13 protein-coding genes are annotated in these 16445 nt (G+C 70.8%); 9 read left to right on the top strand and 4 right to left on the bottom strand.

Annotated elements, in window-relative coordinates; genetic code table 11:
• Positions 1-4: 4 nt before the first annotated feature.
• The 4 genes from D473_RS0100795 to D473_RS0100780 all read left to right on the top strand — a co-directional run bounded on the left by D473_RS0100795 (position 5) and on the right by D473_RS0100780 (position 3092).
• A complete protein-coding gene (locus tag D473_RS0100795; protein WP_017607188.1) occupies positions 5-586 on the top strand; it encodes an ABC transporter permease in 582 nt (193 codons plus the stop codon).
• Entirely contained in the window at positions 565-1395 is an 831-nt protein-coding gene (locus D473_RS0100790) for a hypothetical protein (protein WP_017607187.1), read from the top strand. The genes D473_RS0100795 and D473_RS0100790 overlap by 22 nt, the downstream gene beginning before the upstream one ends.
• The gene (locus tag D473_RS28310) at positions 1392-2399 is read left to right on the top strand and encodes an ABC transporter permease (RefSeq protein ID WP_152436725.1); all 1008 of its coding nucleotides are present in this window, start codon (positions 1392-1394) and stop codon (positions 2397-2399) included. The genes D473_RS0100790 and D473_RS28310 overlap by 4 nt, the downstream gene beginning before the upstream one ends.
• A 213-nt stretch (positions 2400-2612) precedes the next feature.
• A complete protein-coding gene (locus D473_RS0100780; RefSeq protein ID WP_017607185.1) occupies positions 2613-3092 on the top strand; it encodes a GNAT family N-acetyltransferase in 480 nt (159 codons plus the stop codon).
• A gap of 104 nt (positions 3093-3196) precedes the next feature.
• Here the strand turns inward: D473_RS0100780 and D473_RS0100775 are convergent, their stop codons facing one another.
• On the bottom strand, positions 3197-4810 hold the full coding sequence (locus tag D473_RS0100775; RefSeq protein ID WP_026126476.1) for an amidohydrolase family protein: 1614 nt from the start codon (positions 4808-4810) through the stop codon (positions 3197-3199).
• Positions 4811-4889: 79 nt separating this feature from the next.
• A complete protein-coding gene (locus D473_RS0100770) occupies positions 4890-6194 on the bottom strand; it encodes an MFS transporter (protein ID WP_026126475.1) in 1305 nt (434 codons plus the stop codon).
• A 146-nt stretch (positions 6195-6340) separates the two neighbouring features.
• Here D473_RS0100770 and D473_RS0100765 point away from each other — a divergent pair, with 146 nt between their 5' ends.
• The 5 genes from D473_RS0100765 (at position 6341) to D473_RS0100745 (ending at position 12736) form a co-directional block, all read left to right on the top strand.
• Positions 6341-7852: a PucR family transcriptional regulator gene (locus tag D473_RS0100765; protein ID WP_017607182.1), complete on the top strand. Its 1512-nt coding sequence runs from the start codon at positions 6341-6343 to the stop codon at positions 7850-7852.
• Between the two features lie 38 nt (positions 7853-7890).
• The gene (locus D473_RS0100760; RefSeq protein ID WP_017607181.1) at positions 7891-9096 is read left to right on the top strand and encodes an alkaline phosphatase family protein; all 1206 of its coding nucleotides are present in this window, start codon (positions 7891-7893) and stop codon (positions 9094-9096) included.
• 231 nt (positions 9097-9327) lie between these two features.
• A complete protein-coding gene (locus D473_RS0100755) occupies positions 9328-9969 on the top strand; it encodes a DNA-3-methyladenine glycosylase I (RefSeq protein ID WP_017607180.1) in 642 nt (213 codons plus the stop codon).
• A gap of 322 nt (positions 9970-10291) precedes the next feature.
• Positions 10292-11923, top strand: a complete 1632-nt coding sequence (groL, locus tag D473_RS0100750; RefSeq protein WP_017607179.1) for a chaperonin GroEL — start codon at positions 10292-10294, stop codon at positions 11921-11923.
• 207 nt (positions 11924-12130) lie between these two features.
• Positions 12131-12736, top strand: coding sequence for a Uma2 family endonuclease (locus tag D473_RS0100745; protein WP_033352433.1), 606 nt, complete (start codon positions 12131-12133; stop codon positions 12734-12736).
• A gap of 76 nt (positions 12737-12812) precedes the next feature.
• Here D473_RS0100745 and D473_RS0100740 read toward each other — a convergent pair whose 3' ends face one another.
• Both D473_RS0100740 and D473_RS0100735 read right to left on the bottom strand, forming a co-directional pair.
• Positions 12813-14609, bottom strand: a complete 1797-nt coding sequence (locus tag D473_RS0100740; protein ID WP_017607177.1) for an ABC transporter ATP-binding protein — start codon at positions 14607-14609, stop codon at positions 12813-12815.
• On the bottom strand, positions 14606-16348 hold the full coding sequence (locus tag D473_RS0100735) for an ABC transporter transmembrane domain-containing protein (protein ID WP_026126474.1): 1743 nt from the start codon (positions 16346-16348) through the stop codon (positions 14606-14608). Before D473_RS0100735 ends, D473_RS0100740 begins: the two co-directional genes overlap by 4 nt.
• Positions 16349-16445: the final 97 nt, after the last annotated feature.

The following is a 16445-nucleotide window of genomic DNA, read 5'->3' as shown; positions in this document are numbered from 1 at the left end:
TGGAGTGAGGACGAGGATCCGTCAACGAGGAGCTGGTCTCCCTGGTCCAGGACCAGGGCTGGGGGCCGATGCCCTGCGGGCCTCGGCCCACGAGAGCGCCGACCAGCTCACCGAGGAGCTCGCCGCGCTGTTCCTGCTCTTCAGCCAGTTGTCGATGGTGGCGGGCGTGCTCCTCATCGTCCTCGTCGTGACGATGCTGGCCGCCGAACGGCGCCAGGAGTTCGGGGTCCTGCGGGCGATGGGCTTGAGCCGCGGTCGGATCGCGCTCATCCTGAGCGTGGAAGGGCTGGGATATGCGGTCCTGTCCTCGGTGATCGGGACCGTGCTGGGCTGGTTCGCCGGGGCCGGTGCGTCCTGGATCCTGAGTGAACGCGTGGCCGACCCCGCCATGCCGTCGGCCCCGCTGGAGTTCGGCTTCGACCCGGTGACCACGGGTACTGCCTACCTCCTCGGCGTGTCCGTGACCATGCTGGTCTTCGTCCTCGCATCCGTGCGCGCTTCAAAGGTCCACACGGTCTCGGCGTTGCGCGGCTCGGAGGGCCCCCGAAGCGCCGGCGCTGGGCGATGCCCGTGTTCGCGACGCTGATCCTGCTGCTCGGTGCGGCCTCTGCGGCCCTGGGGTTGCAGGAGGGTACCGCTGCAGAGACCCTGACCGGACTCACCCTGGTCCTCGGTGCCCTGGGCGGACTCCTTCCGCTCCTGCGCGTGCCCTCACGCCTGGCCCACTCCGTCTGCGCCCTGGCCATCATCGTCCTGTGGTCGCTCCCGGGTGAGCTGTTCGGCGACGCGGGGTCGGGGATCACCCTCTTCTTCCTCGCCGGGATCGCCCTGGTCGCCGCCGGCGTGTGGCTGTTCGTCTCCAACAGCGGCCTGATGCAGCGGTTGATGCGGCGGCTCCTGACGCCTCTGCCCGCGATGGCCTCGGTCGTGCCCATCTCCGTCGCCTACTCCATGCGCAACCGCGTCCGGTCCGGGACGACCGTGGCAATGCTGAGCATCGTCGTCCTCACGATCACCCTCAGCGGGTTCGTCACCGCGGCCGTCAACGAGATCTACTCCGACCACCGTGCCGTCACCGGCGGTTTCGACATGCGGGCCACCTGGGCCGCCCCCGAGGGCGATCCGCCCGACCTGCGGGAGGTCTTCGACGAGAGTCCGCGTATCGACACCTCGGAGGTCGCCCGGATCGGGGGATACGCCGAGACCACCGCGCAGGCTCGGCAGATCGACGCCGACACCGGCAGTGAGGACGTCCAGATCCGGGGGGCGGACGAGGACTACTTGCTCAACAACCGTTACTCGGTCCCGCTGAGGGCCCCGGGCTCGAGAGCTCGGAGAAGGTCTGGGACGAATTGCGGCGCACCTCCAACACCGCCGTGGTTTCGGGCAGCATGATCCCCAGTGACTCCGCAGCCTTCGTCGGAGGCGGCGGCAGCGACCTGGAGCTCGAAGGTGTCGGCGTCGAGGACGAGTACCTACCCTCCGACCTGCGCCTGAGGGTGAACGACCCGGATGGTGGGACCACCACGTTGCGCGTGATCGGGGTCGTGGACCGCAGCGCCGAGTACCTCGGCGACGTGGTCACCTCCACCGACGGACTGGCCAGGGTCACCGACGACGAGGACGCCCGGCCCACGGCGTGGTTCCTCACCGCCGACGACCGGGACGAAGCGGGCGAGCTGGAGATCGCCGCCCAGCGTGCTCTGATGGACCACGCGGTCACGACCACGCCCTTGAAGGGGGAGGTCGAACTCAGCGCCGAGTCCAACGGGGCCGTGCAGTGGCTGCTCATGGCCTTCATGGGCTTCGGGCTCGTCGTCGGTTGCGCCGCGCTCGGTGTGGTCACCATCAGGTCGATCGCCGAACGACGCAACCAGATCGGTGTCCTGCGGGCCATCGGTATGCAGCGCAGCGGTGTCCGCCGACTCTTCCTCATCGAGTCGCTCCTGGTCACGGTCAGCGGGATCGTCCTGGGGTTCGGACTGGCCTTCATCGTCTCCCCGGGGCTGATCGACTCGTTGCGGGTGGATCTGCCCGGTGTGACCTACACGGTTCCCACGACCGTACTCGCATGGATCATCGGGATCACCCTCGTGTTCTCCACCGTCATCTCCGTGCTGATGTCTCGGAGAGCGGGAGAGGTTCCCCTTTGCCGAGCACCCGGCATCTTGTCTTGCTCTCCCAGATCTCCGCAGGACCGGAGCAGCAAGCCTCCGGCGAATTTTCCCCCAGTCCGAAGGACGAACCATGAGATTGCGTCGGGCACCCCCATCCGTCCAGTCCACCGCCGGAGACTCTCAGTCCAACAGGGTCCCCGTCGGGATCAGGGGAGTGGTCTCGTACGCGCCCGCGAAGGTGATCGGCAACGAAGAGCTCTCCCGGAACCTCGACACCAGTGACGAGTGGATCGTCGCCAAGACCGGGATCCGTGAGCGCCGATTCCTCCCCGAGGGGCCTCTCTGAAGGGGGACGGGCCGGCCGGCGTGCTGACAGGTGCTGCGCCGTCGCGGGCGTCCGCGCCCCGGACCTACATCCGCGTCCGGGGCCGCTCTGTGTCCGGGGGCGCGGAAAACCCGTGGTGAACTGCGGACCCGCGCTCCTAGGCTGCGGCCATGACCGAGATCCGTTCCTACGCGAACAGTGACCGTGAGGCCGTCGTCGAACTGGCCCTGCGTGCTTGGGAGCCCGTGCACGCCTCGATGCGGCGGGTCCTGGGCGAGATGCTCTGTCGGAGGTTGATCCCGGACTGGAGGGAGAGCCAACGCGCGACCGTCACAGAAGACCTGGACTCCGACAGCTCCCACGTGTGGGTGGCCGTCCGGGAGGACACCGTAGCCGGGTTCGCGGCCGTCCACCTCAAACCCGACGACAAGGCCGGCGAGGTCCACCTGGTGGCCGTCGACCCGGACCACCAGGGCCGGGGTGTGGGGCGTGCGCTCATCGACCACGCCACCGTGTGGATCGCAGAGCAGGGCATGACGACGGCGATGGTCGAGACCGGTGGCGACGAGGGCCACCGACCCGCGCGGGCCCTCTACGAGAACGCCGGGTACACGGCCCTTCCGGTAGTGCGTTACTTTCGCGCGCTCTGATCCGTCCCGCCCGTCCGCGTTCCTCCCCTGGAGGGCCGGCGGCGGCCCGAGGGCCTTCGGGCCGCCGCCGGTCTCCGAGCACCAGGGCCCGCTCCGGTCGCGGCTCAGGCGGCCCTGTGCACGACCCGGCCGTCGAGCACGGTCAGCCATGCGTTCACGTGCCGCAACCGGTCCGGGGCGAGCGTGCGCACGTCCGCGTCCAGCACCACCAGGTCGGCCAGGTGGCCGGGGCGCACGGAACCCAACCGGTCCTCGACACCGAGCGCGTGCGCGGCGTCCAACGTGTGCGCACGAAGGGCCTCGTGCAGGGTCACCGCTTGGTCCGTACCGATCTCCTCCCCCTCGCGCGTGGTGCGCCCCACCGCGTTGGCGATGGTGTCCATGGGACGCAGGCTGGAGACGAAGGAGTCGCTGGAGAGCACCGGCCGCAGACCCAGGTCCAGCTCCTCGCGCATGGGTTGGAGGCGGTGCGCGCGCCCGCCCAGCCTGCGGAGGAAGTCGCCCCCGCTGTCGTACAGGAAGTTGGGCTGGTTGACGGGGATCACCCCGAAGTCGGTGAAGCGCTTGGCCTGTTCGGGGGTGGGATAGCCGCAGTGCTCCAACCGTGGGCGCGCGTCCGGACCGCTCACGCGGGACGCCGACGCGATCGCGGCCAGGCTGTGCTCCATCGCCGCGTCGCCCTGGGTGTGGATGGCCACCTGCCAGCCCTCGCCGGCGGCGCGTGTGACCAGGTCGGTGAGCTGGTCGGGGTGATGGTACAGACTTCCGGCGAGCTCTCCGCGCTCACCGTAGGGCGTGCTGAACTTGGCGGTCCCGCCCAGGAGGCTGCCGTCGGCGTAGAACTTCATCCCGGTCAGCCGCAGCCAGTCGTCACCGAAGGGACTGGCCAGCCCGGCCTGGGTCAGTGCGTCCAACTGGTGTGACAGAGGCATGCCGAAGGTGCGCAGGGGCAGGCTCCCGGCCGTGCGGGCGGCCCGGTAGACCCGCAGTTCCCGCGCGGAGACCTGCGGGTCGCACACCGTCGTCACCCCGGCCGACAGGTAAGGGTCCGCGGCGTCGGCCAGCCATCCCAGCAACTGTTCGGCGGGCAGGGCCGTGTGGAAGTTGGGTCCGTGGCATCCGATGTCCACGGCCAGCGGCAGCAGCAGCTCCATGGCCGAGTCCAGGACCATGCCCGTCAGGCGGCCCCCCTCGTCCCGTACGAAGGACCCGCCCTCGGGGTCGGTGACGTCCTCGCCGACCCCGCTCCAGGCCAGGCTCATCGAGTTGACGACGGCCTGGTGGCCGGAGACGTGGTAGACGATCACCGGGTGTTCGGAGGTGGCCTCGTCCAGGGCGCGCCGGGTGGGGCGGCCCTCGGGGTACTTGGCGTCGTCCATGGAGAAGGCCCGGATCCATTGCCCGGCCGGGGTCCGTTCGGCCTCGGCGGCGATCACCTCGGCGAGGTCGGCGACGCTGGAGACCCGCGGGTAGCGGGCGTCGACGGCCGCCAGCGACTCGGCGGTGGACAACAGGTGGTTGTGCGGGTCGATGAATCCGGGCACGAGCGTGCGTCCGCCCGCGTCGACCTCGGCTGCCTCCGGGCCCGCGGCGGCCCGGGCCCGTTCGGCGGTCCCGGCCAGTACGACCCGGCCGTCGCGCACGGCCACGGCATCGGCCTCGGGGTTGGTCTCGTCCATGGTCAGGACGCGGGCATTGTGGATGAGCAGAGCGGTCACGGTGAGGTGTTCCTCCGGGAACGGGGCCGTGGGGAGGGGGTCCACGGCGGGGTCGGTTCTGTGCGGGCGGTCCCGGGGGTCAGACCTGGGCGAGCATCTCTTCGTCCTGGTAGCGGGGGGCGCGGATCAGGCAGAAGGCGCTCAGCGCCGCCATGAGGATCAGTAGGCCGACGACGGGCAGGATGCTGCCGGTCACGGCGAGCAGGGCGGTGCAGGCCAGCGGGGAGAGTCCGCCGAAGATCGCGCCGGCGACCTGGTAGGAGAGCGAGATGCTCGTGTACCGGTTGCGGGGCGGGAACATCTGCGACAGCACCCGCGCGGTGGGCCCGTACACAGCGGACATCGCCAGGCGCATCAGGCACAGCATCAGCACGATCAGGACGGTGCTGCCGGTCTCCAGGATCAGGAACTGCGGCAGGGCCAGCACGGCCACACCCGCCAGGCCGATGAGGACCATCCGGACGGTGCCGTAACGGTCGCCCAGCAGGGACACGCCCAGGGTCACGAGCAGTTCCAGGAGCGCGGCCGCGGTCAGTGCGTTCAGGATGAGCTGTTCGCTGAGGCCGATCTCGGTCACGCTGTAGGCCTGCAGGAACGTGGTCACGATGTAGTAGCCGCCCACGGCCACCGGCAGGACGCCCACGCCCAGCAGCAGCGAGCGCCAGGAGGAGCGCACCGCGTCCCGCAGCGGCAGGCTCTCGGGTTCGTGCTCGGAGCTCTCCTGGGCCGCGGCGAAGACGGGGGACTCCTCGACCCGCATGCGGATGAACAGGCCCACCAGGACCAGCAGGATCGATGCGAGGAACGGCAGGCGCCAGCCCCAGTCGTAGAGGATGTCCGAGCCCCAGGAGGCGATGATCCCGAAGGCGCCGGTGGCCAGCAGGGCCCCCGCGGGGTTGCCGAGCTGGGCGAATGCGCCGTAGAAGGTCTTGCGGTGGGCGGGAGCGTGCTCGACCGCCATGAGGACGGCGCCGCCCCACTCACCGCCCACGGCGATGCCCTGTACCAGTCGCAGGAGCACCAACAGCAGCGGCGCGAGGAAACCGACCTCTTCGTAGGTGGGCAACAGCCCCACGGAGAAGGTGGCCACGCCCATCATCAACAAGGTCGTGACCAGGGCGGACTTTCGGCCGAGCCGGTCACCGAAGTGGCCGAAGAGGATGCCTCCCAGGGGGCGGGCGAAGAACCCGACCGAGAAGGTGGCGAACGAGGCCATCAGGCCGATCATCGGGTCCGCGTCGGGAGGGAAGAACAACTGGGCGAAGACCAGTCCGGCGGCGGTGGCGTAGATGTAGAAGTCGAACCACTCGATGGTGGTCCCCACGAAGGCTGCGAGGGCCGCACGCATGGGGTGAGGTGACGATGGAGCCTTTTGTGCAGACATGAGGTACTCCGGTGGGCAGCGGACAGGACGTTCGTCCAGGAACTGGCTGTGACCCTAGACACTGATGTCCGATTTCGGAGGGATATTCTGCACGTGTCGGGTTGTGACAAAAGTGCACGTCGCACACAACCCAGGAGGGCCACGCGATGGACATCACCGTTCGGGACATCACCGCCGACCCCGGCCTCGAAGTACACGCCGTCGCCGGGCGCGGGGGACTGGACCGGCCGATCCGGTGGGCGCACGTGACGGAGCTGCCCGACCCCGCGCCCTGGATGCGCGGCGGCGAACTCGTCCTGAGCGCCGGCATGGGCGTCGGTTCCGAGGGCCGGGCCGCCTACGTGCGCCGAGTCCACGACGCCGGCTGCGTCGGCCTGGCCTTCGCGATCGACGTGTGGATGGAACAGATCCCCGAGGAGATCCTCGCCGAGGGCGACCGCCTGGACCTGCCCATCCTGAGGGTGGAGGGCGGGACCCCCTTCATCGCCGTCGTGGAGACCGTCGCCGACCACCACGCGAACGAGCGCGCCCGAGAGCAGTCACGTGTGCTCGGGGCCCAGGACTCGATGGCCCGGGCCGTGCTGCGCTCGGGGCCTCCCGGAGTGATGGGCGAGCTGGCCTCGTCGACCGCCGGCGCCTGCCTGCTGCTGGACCCCAACGGCCTGACCCGTCTCGCCGCGCCCGAGGGCGAGCCGGAGTGGCACGCCCTCGTGCGCACCGCTGCCCGGGGCCAACGGACACGGGGCATGACGGTGCTCGCCGACGGGGACGCCTCCGTCCTCCTGCAGAGCCTGGGCACCACGGGACGCACGCTGGGATGGCTGGCGGTGCGCCATCCCGAGCCCGCCTCGCCGCACGTCCGCATGCTCGCCAACCACGCCGCCTCCCTGCTGGCGGTGGACCTGATGTACTCCCGGGAGGCTCGCCGATCGCTGTTCCGCGAGCGGGCACCCCACCTGCGTGCCGCCCTCGAGGACGGCGGGGGCCGGATCCTTCCGCCATTGCCCGAGCCCCCGTGGGAGGTGGTCCACTACCCGTGCCCGTCCCCGGAGGCCGCCCTGGTCCGGGCCGCCGACGCACTCCCCGACCTCCTGGGGCCGACCCGGGCCTCCGAACGCGTCGGCCTGTGCACCTTCGGCGACGCCCTGGTCGCCGTGCTCCCTGTCACCGGACACCCCCGTACGGGGCAGCGGCTCCTGGAAGTCCTGGGGGACCTTCCCGACGGGCCGACCGCCGCCGGCGCCTGCGGCGCGCGGAGCCCGGCCGAGCTCCCCGCTGCGGTGGACCGGGCCCGCCAGGCCGCCACGGAGGGCTACCGGCACGCCGACGACTCCGACGCCTGGTCACTGCTGCGCGACAACCTGTCCCCGGAGGGGGCACGCGCGTTCGGCCGGGCCGTCCTGGGGCCGCTGCACGAGCACGACGTACGCAACTCCACCGACCTCGCCCACACGCTGCGCCACTTCCTCGACAACGGTGCCCACATCGAGGCGACCGCCCGTGAACTCGGGGTCCACCGCAACACCTTGCGTGGACGCCTGCGTACCGCGGAGCGGGTCCTCAACCGTGATCTGAGGGAGGCCCGGGCGCGGCTGGAACTGTGGACCGCCCTGTACCTGGAGCCGATGCGGTGCCACGACGGTTCCTGGCACCGGTGATCACACGCGCCGGCGGCTGCCGGCCCGGAAGGAGACCAGTGGAAACACCTCGGACGGACCGCACCACGTACCCGGAGGCCGACATCCCGGCGTACGTGAACGACACCCTCTCCGCGGTCACCCCCTCGATGGCCGCGGCCCTCGGGGTGCCCGGACACGACGACCTGTTGGGAACAGGGCGGGTCCGGGCGGCCGCGTTCCTGCTGGTGGACGGGTTGGGCGCGCAGCTGCTCGACCGGTACGCCGACCACGCGCCGACCCTGGCCGCCCTCGCGCGCGGCGGTTCCGTGCTCCGGGCCGGGTTCCCGGCGACGACCGCGACGAGCCTGGCCTCGCTCGGGACGGGGCTGCCCTCCGGCGGACACGGCGTCATCGGGTACAGCTTCGCGCTCGAGGGTCCCGGAGGCATCCCGCAGGGTCCGGTGATGAACGCGCTGGGCTGGTGTGCGCACGCCGTCCCGGGCTCCGCCGACCTTCGGGAGGACTTTCCGCCGGAGTCGGTCCAGCCGCACAGCACGGTGTTCGAACGTGCCGCGGGGGACGGGGTGGAGGTGTCCCGGCTGGTGCCCGGTTTCCACCACGGTTCCGGTCTGACCCGCGCGGTCCTGCGGGGTCCCGGCCAGTTCCACGACGTGTCCCGGCCCGAGGAGCTCGTGCCCGGGATGCTGGAAGCGCTGCGCGGTTCCGGGCGGGCGTTGGTCTACGGCTACCACGGCGATCTCGACCGGGCCGGCCACGACCACGGGCCCGGTTCCGGACGTTGGATCGAGGAGCTCGAACGGGTGGAGGCGCTGGTGTCCGACCTCGCCTCGGACCTGCCCCCGGACACGGTGCTGGCGGTGGTCGCCGATCACGGGATGATCGACACCGGCGACCACCGAGTGGATATCGACCACACGCCGGAACTGCTGCGGGGCGTGGACCGCCTGGGCGGCGAGGCACGGGTGCGCCACGTGCACACCGAACCCGGTTCCGCGGCCGATGTGCTCGCCTCCTGGCGCGAGGTGTTGGGGGAGCGGGCCCACGTGGTCGAACGCGACCGGGCGATCGCGGAGGGCTGGTACGGGCCGAACGTGCCCGATCTGGTCCGTGCGCGTATGGGCGACGTCATCGCCGCCGCCCGCGACACCTGGACGCTGGTGCGTACCCGGGCCGAGCCGACCGAGTCCGCGATGATCGGCCACCACGGTTCCTGGACCGAGGCCGAGCAGCTGGTGCCCCTGCTCCTGCTGCGCGCGGAGTAGACCGTTGTCGGGGTCGGGTTCGCCGTCGTCCCGGGGTGAGGCTCGCTTCTGCCGAGGGGGCATTCTGGTCCCCCGTCCGGCCGGGCCGCCGCGTCCACCGGGCGATGACGATGCAAGAACCGTTCGAGCAGACCGTTCAACGGTACGGGGCGACCGTTTCGATGGACGAGTCGCCCGGGCCTGCCCCGTGCCACCATTGCGATGACCGCAGCGTGAAGGAGCCCGTTCCCGATGACCGAATCCACCCCTGCCGACGATGCGCCGGCTGTCGACTCCGCCGACCCGGGGACGGTGATCGGCCAGGACGGGCTGGCCCGACCCGCGTGGGCGTCGGTGGATCCGCTGTTGCGCGAGTACTACGACACCGAGTGGGGCATGCCGGTGCGCGACGAGCGCGGGATGTACGAGCGCATCAGTCTGGAGGCGTTCCAGGCCGGACTGTCGTGGGCGACGATTCTGCGCAAACGCCCCGCGTTCCGGGCCGCGTTCGACGATTTCGTCCCCGAAGCGGTGGCCGAGTACGACGATCGCGACGTGGAACGGTTGATGGCGGACGGAGGGATCGTGCGCAACCGGGCCAAGATCCTCGCCGCCGTCACCAACGCGCAAGCCACCCTCCGATTGCGGGACAAAGGCGGCCTGGTCGACTTCGTTTGGTCCTTCCGGCCCGACCGGACCCCGGCCCCGCGCACCGTCGCGGATGTTCCCACGAAGTCACCCGAGTCGCTGGCCCTGTCCAAGGCCCTGCGCAAGGAGGGGTTCACGTTCGTCGGTCCCACCACCCTGTACGCGCTCATGGAGGCGATCGGCATCGTCGACACCCACCTGCTCGGGTCGCACCGCCGCGGCTCGTCGGGGGTCTGGTCCCAGTGACGAGGGTCCTCGGCGCGGGTGATGCGCCGCGTCCCGTCCTGGGCGCCCGCGCGTCAAAACCCCTGGGGCGCAGGTGTTCGCGCAGGTGGAAAGGGTAGAGGTCAACGGGTGGCAAATCGTGACCACATCGTTTGCACTCGCCATGGGCGAGTGCTAAAAATAGGAGTACTTAGCACTCGGTGAGCATGAGTGCTAAGTCGGAGCGAGGCTGCGAGGCCGTGGTCGCCGACAGCAGGGTTGTCGGCACGATCGCGGTCGTCCGTCGCGGGCGCAGACCTCGTCCCTTCGCGTATCAGCCCGGTCACGGGAGGACAAGAACTCAATGGCAGCCAAACTGATCGCGTTCGACGAGGAGGCCCGTCGCGGCCTCGAGAGCGGCATGAACCAGCTTGCCGAGGCCGTCAAGGTCACGCTGGGCCCCAAGGGCCGCAACGTCGTGCTGGAGAAGAAGTGGGGCGCACCCACCATCACCAACGACGGCGTCTCCATCGCCAAGGAGATCGAGCTCGAGGACCCCTGGGAGAAGATCGGGGCCGAGCTGGTCAAGGAGGTCGCCAAGAAGACGGACGACGTCGCCGGTGACGGTACGACCACCGCCACCGTGCTCGCCCAGGCACTCGTCCGCGAGGGCCTGCGCAACGTCGTCGCCGGCGCCAACCCGGTCGGCCTCAAGCGCGGCATCGAGTCCGCCGTCGCGCGCATCAACGAGGAGCTCGGCAACCTCTCCCAGGAGGTCGAGACCAAGGAGCAGATCGCCTCCACCGCCTCCATCTCCGCCGGCGACGACCAGATCGGCGAGGCCATCGCCGAGGCCATGGACAAGGTCGGCAAGGAAGGCGTCATCACCGTCGAGGAGGGCCAGACCTTCGGGCTCGAGCTGGAGCTCGCCGAGGGCATGCGCTTCGACAAGGGCTACATCTCGCCCTACTTCGCCACCGACCTGGAGCGGATGGAGACGGTCCTCGAGGACCCCTACATCCTCATCGTCAACTCCAAGATCTCCAACAACAACGAGTTCCTCCCCGTTGTGGAGAAGGTCCTGCAGGCCGGCCGTCCGCTGATGGTCATCGCCGAGGACGTCGAGCAGGGCGCGCTGCAGACCCTGGTCGTCAACAAGATCCGCGGCACCTTCAAGTCCGTCGCCGTCAAGGCACCGGGCTTCGGTGACCGCCGCAAGGCCCAGCTCGGCGACATCGCCGTCCTGACCGGCGGCCAGGTCATCACCGAGGAGGTCGGCCTCAAGCTCGAGAACACCGAGCTCGACATGCTGGGCCGCGCCCGCAAGGTCGTCGTCACCAAGGACGAGACCACCATCGTCGACGGCAGCGGTGACGCCACCAGCATCGCCGGTCGCGTCAACGAGATCCGCAGCGAGATCGAGCGCACCGACTCCGACTACGACCGCGAGAAGCTCCAGGAGCGTCTCGCCCGTCTGGCCGGCGGTGTGGCCGTCATCAAGGCCGGTGCCGCCACCGAGGTGGAGCTCAAGGAGCGCAAGCACCGCATCGAGGACGCCGTTCGCAACGCCAAGGCCGCGGTCGAGGAGGGCATCCTGCCCGGCGGTGGCGTCGCGCTGCTGCAGGCCAGCGTTCCCGCCTTCGAGAAGCTCGAGGCCGAGGGCGACGACGCGGTCGGCGCCGACATCGTCCGCCGCGCCATCGCCGAGCCCCTCAAGCAGATCGCGTTCAACGCCGGTCTCGAGGGCGGCGTCGTGGTCGACAAGGTCAAGAACCTCGAGCCGGGCATCGGCCTGAACGCCGCCACCGGTGAGTACACCGACCTGTTCAAGGACGGCGTCATCGACCCGACCAAGGTCACCCGTTCCGCTCTGCAGAACGCGGCCTCCATCGCCGGTCTGTTCCTGACGACCGAGGCCGTCATCGCCGAGAAGCCGGAGAAGGCGGCGGCCCCGGCCGGCGACCCGACCGGTGGTATGGGCGGCATGGACTTCTAGTCCACCGGACCGGGGTCGGATACGCGACCTCGCCCGCGACGACCGGGCGGTCCCTCACGGGGCCGCCCGGTTTCGTGTGTCCGGGGCGGAGCGGTGCGCGGCGCTGTCCGTAACAGAACTCCGGAGTTATTCTGCGAAGTGTCGGGTGGGCGGATGCGGACAGCGCTACGCTTCCGTCCGGAGGTGCGAGGCGAGATGAGTCTGGTGATGACGGAAACCGCCCCAACAGCGGGGATGTCGCGGTGGGACCACCTTCTCGGCACCTGGCGAGAGCTGGACGTGCCCGACGGTTGGCGGGCCGAGATCGTGGACGATGACGGAGTCGTACTGGTGGCGCCCCCCTCTGACCCGCACAACTACATCGCGGTGCGTGTGACACGCACCTTGAACAAGGTCCTTCCAGAGGACTGGGACGTGTACCAGACGCTCGGGATCCAGGTGCCCAAGATCGAGCGGCTCTACATGCCCGACCTGGTGGTCATGCCGGAAGCGGTGGTGCTGGACCCCCACAGAACTCCGTGCCCCGGGGACGAGGCCGAACTCGCCGTCGAGATCGTTTCCCGCAGCAGCAAGGACACCGACCGAAAGAAGAAACTGTGGGGTTATGCCCATGCTCCCGTCCCGCTCTACCTGATCATCGACGCATGGGACGAGACCGGGCCCTCGGTGACCCTCCACGAACAGCCGGGCAACGGGCGTTACAACCAGGCCACCACGGTCTCCTTCGGTGAGAAGATCACTCTCCCCGAGCCGTTCGACGTGGACCTCGACACCTCGCGTTTTCCCAGGCCCGACCAGTGGCCCTCGGCCTGAGCCTGTCGGGGAGCAGCGCCGACGACCGGGCGGGTCCCTCACGGGGCCGCCCGGTTTCGTGCGTCCGGCAGCGGCCTCAGTCGCCGTGCCAGGCGTGCCACAGGTCGGCGTAGGAGCCGCCGCGGGACAACAACTCCCCGTGGGTACCGAGCTCGCGGACCATGCCGCCCTCGACCACCGCGACCCGGTCGGCGTCGTGCGCCGTGTGCAGCCGGTGCGCGATCATCAGGACCGTACGCCCGGCCAGTACCCCCGACAGGGAACGTTCCAGGTGGCGGGCGGAGCGCGGGTCCATCGACGACGTCGCCTCGTCCAACACCAGCACCGCGGGGTCGGCCAGCACCACCCGCGCCAGCGCGAGTTGCTGCACACGCGCAGGGTCGGGGGTCGCGTGCCCCGAGCCCACCGGGGTGAGCAGGCCCTCGGGCAGGGAACGCACCCAGTCCGCCGCGCCGACCGCCTCCAGCGCGTTCCACAGGTCGGCCTCGTCCCCGGTCTCCGCGGCCAGGGTCAGGTTCTCCGCGATCGTGCCGCGGAACAGATGGCTCTCCTGGCTCAACAGGATCACGTGCGCACGCCGCTGCTGCGGTGACAACGACGCCAGGTCCGCGCCGTCCACACGGACCCGGCCCGAGGAGGGCACGTGGATCCCGGCGACGAGCTTGCCCAACGTCGATTTGCCCGATCCGCTGGGGCCCACCATCGCCAGGCGTTCACCGGGACGCACCGCCAGGTCCACGCCGTGCAGGACCTCGGTGCCGGTGTAGCCGAAACGCACGTCCGACAACTCCACGCCCCGGCCGCCGGACACCGGCCGGGCCCCCGTGCCCCGCACGTCCTCCTGGGCGTGCCCCACACCCAACAGGCGCCGCATGCTCACGAAACCGACCATCATGTTGTCGATCTGGTCCACGAGCTGCTCGACGGGGCGCGCCAACTGCACGGAGAAGAACGTCGCCGTCGCGACCTGGCCGAGGGTGAGCGCGTCGTTCGTGTACAGCAGCCCGGCCGCGAGGAAGGTCGTCGCCGTGGGCAGCTGGTAGACGACCTCCAGCTGCGGGAACCACACCGTCCGCAGCCACAGCGTGTACCGCTCGGCGAGGAAGGCCCGGTGCACCTGCCGGCCGTTCTCCGCGCGCCGCCGGTCCTGGCGGCCCAACGCCTCCACGGTGTGCGCGCCCTCGACGGTGTCGGCCACACCCTGGGTCAGGTCCGAGTAGGTGGCCAGCTCGCGGATGTAACCGTCCGGGGCACGCCGGGCGTACCAGCGGGCCGACACCGACAGCAGCACGAGACCCGGTACCCACGCCGCCAGCAGCGCAGGGTGCAGTACCGCCAGCGCCGCCAGGATCACTGCGACCGTCACCGCGCTCACGACCATGTGCGGCAGGGAGAAGCGCACCATGTGGTTGAGGTTGCCGATGTCGCGGCCGGTGCGCGAGAGCAGGTCACCGGAGCCGGCCCGTTCCACCGTCCCCAACGGCAGACGCAACACCGCACCGATGAACTCCTCCCGCAGCTGCGCCAGCACCCCTTCGCCGAACCGGATCGACAGGGCCACCGACACCAGCGTCAGGGCCGCGTTGGCCAGGAACGCCGCCACGACGAGTGCGGCCATGGTGTCGACGCTGCCGGCGCCGCGCCCCTCCCGCACGGCATCGACGATGAAGCCGAGCGTCCACGGGGCGGCGAGCGCGCTCAGCGCGGCCAGGGCGTGCAGCACCACGACCCACACCAGGATGCCGCGGTACTCCCGTCCGGCCCGGGCCAGGCGTGTCCACACCTCCCGAGTGGAGGAGACCGGCAGAGCCGCGGGGTCCGGTTTCGGCAGGCCGGTCGCGCGATCCGTGGCGGGCAGGTCGGCGTGGGTCATGGTTCCTCGCTCGCGGTGCGCAGGACGGTGCGGGTGTAGTCGGGGACGGTCGCCAACAGGTCCTGGTGTGTGCCCTCGGCGACCACCCGCTCGCCGGAGACCAGGTGGACACGGTCGGTGCGGCCCAGCAGCAGCGGGCTCGTCGTGACCAGGACGGTGGTGCGGCCGCTACGGGCGGCCGGCAACCTGTGGGCGACGGCGGCCTCGGAGTGTGCGTCCACCGCCGAGGCCGGTTCCACCAGGACCAGCACCTCGGGGCCGGCGGCCAGCGCGCGGGCCAGGCGCAGGCGCTGCTGCTGGCCGCCGGAGTACTCGCGGGCGCGGGCGGTGAGCACCGTGTCCAGTCCTGACGCGGACCGGCCGACGACGTCGTCGGCGTGGGCGACCCGCACCGCCTCGGCCAGTTCCTCCTCGGGCAGGCCGCCCTCGGGTGAGAGTTCGTCGCGCAGACGCCCGGAGAACAGGTAGGCGTCGTTGTCGGAGACCAGGACCTTGCCCCGCAAGTCCCGCAACGGGAGATCGGTGAGGGGCACGGTTCGCCCGGTGTGGTGCTCGACCAGTTCCGCGGTCTCCGCAGGGGTGCCGTCGCGGTAGCGCCCGAGGCGTTCGGCGAGCGCGGTGGCCTCGGCGGGGTCGGGGCACACGATGCCGGTGATCTGCCCGGCGTGGGCGGTGACACCGGTGAGCCGGTCGTGCAGGCCGAGCGGGCCTTCCGGGGGTACGGCCGGGTGTTCGGGGTCGGGATGGTCGTGGGACAGGTTCAGCACCCGCACCACCCGGGAGGCGGCCACCCGCGCACCGATGTAGAGGGTGGCCACGGCGGTCAACCAGCGCACCTGCTGCCCCAGCAGCCCCGTGTACCCGTAGAAGGCGACGAGTTGCCCGGCGGTGAGTTCGCCGTTCAGGGCCAAGCGCGCCCCGTACCAGACGATGCCCACGAGCAGCAGGCCCGGGTAGAGGGCCTGGGCGGCGCGGAGCGCGGCGTCCATCCACCCCACCCGCATCCCGGCGTCGCGCACCCGGCCCGATTCCTGGCGGTACCGGGCGCCGATGGTGTCCTCGCCGCCCACGCCCCGCAGCACACGCAGCCCGGCGACCAGGTCGTTGGCCCGGGTGGCGAGCTCGGCCTGCCGGTCGCGCTGGTGGTCCTGGCGGCGGGAGAGCGGACGCAGCATCGGCGCGACCGCGAGGACGATGAGCGGGACCCCGACGATCAGCACCGTTCCGAAGGCCGGGTGTGTGTACAGGGTCAGACCGGCGATCGCGCCGATCGACACGAGCGCTCCGGGTAGCAGTGACGCGTTCTCGTACAGGTCGCCGATGCGGTTGATGTCGTCGGTGCCGATCGCCACGACCTCACCGCCGGGCAATCGCCGGGTCAGGGTCGGGCCGAGGTCGACGGAGCGGTCGATGACCACGGCGATGGTGCGGTAGGCGCCGCGGACCCAGCTGTAGGTCGCGGTGCGTTCGGCGGCGAACACGATGACTGCCGAGGCGAGGGCGCACGCGGCGAGCACACCGGACCACAGCAGCAGCGCCCCCGTGTCACCGCCGGCGAGACCGGAGTCGAGGGCGGCGCCGAGCGCGGTGGCGCTCAGGACCCCGCACAGGGTGTAGAGGCCGTTGACGGTGGAGGTGCTCAGGAGGGTGGTCCACTGCCGGCCGGCGCCCCAGAGGAGGAAACGGTCGGGGGAACGGGTGTCCGGCGGGGTCCCCACCGGTTCGGGTAGTCGGCGCACAGTCACCGGACATTAGCCGTGGGCCGCCCCGACCGGCCACCGGTTTTTGCCGCAGGGCGATGCGCCCCTCGGAGGGGCTCCGGTCCCGCCGTCTCAG

This window comes from Nocardiopsis xinjiangensis YIM 90004, assembly GCF_000341145.1.
In the GTDB taxonomy this organism is placed as follows: domain Bacteria; phylum Actinomycetota; class Actinomycetes; order Streptosporangiales; family Streptosporangiaceae; genus Nocardiopsis; species Nocardiopsis xinjiangensis.
The sequence above is the reverse complement of the archived record's forward strand: the minus strand, read 5'-3'. Positions and strand labels throughout refer to the sequence as shown.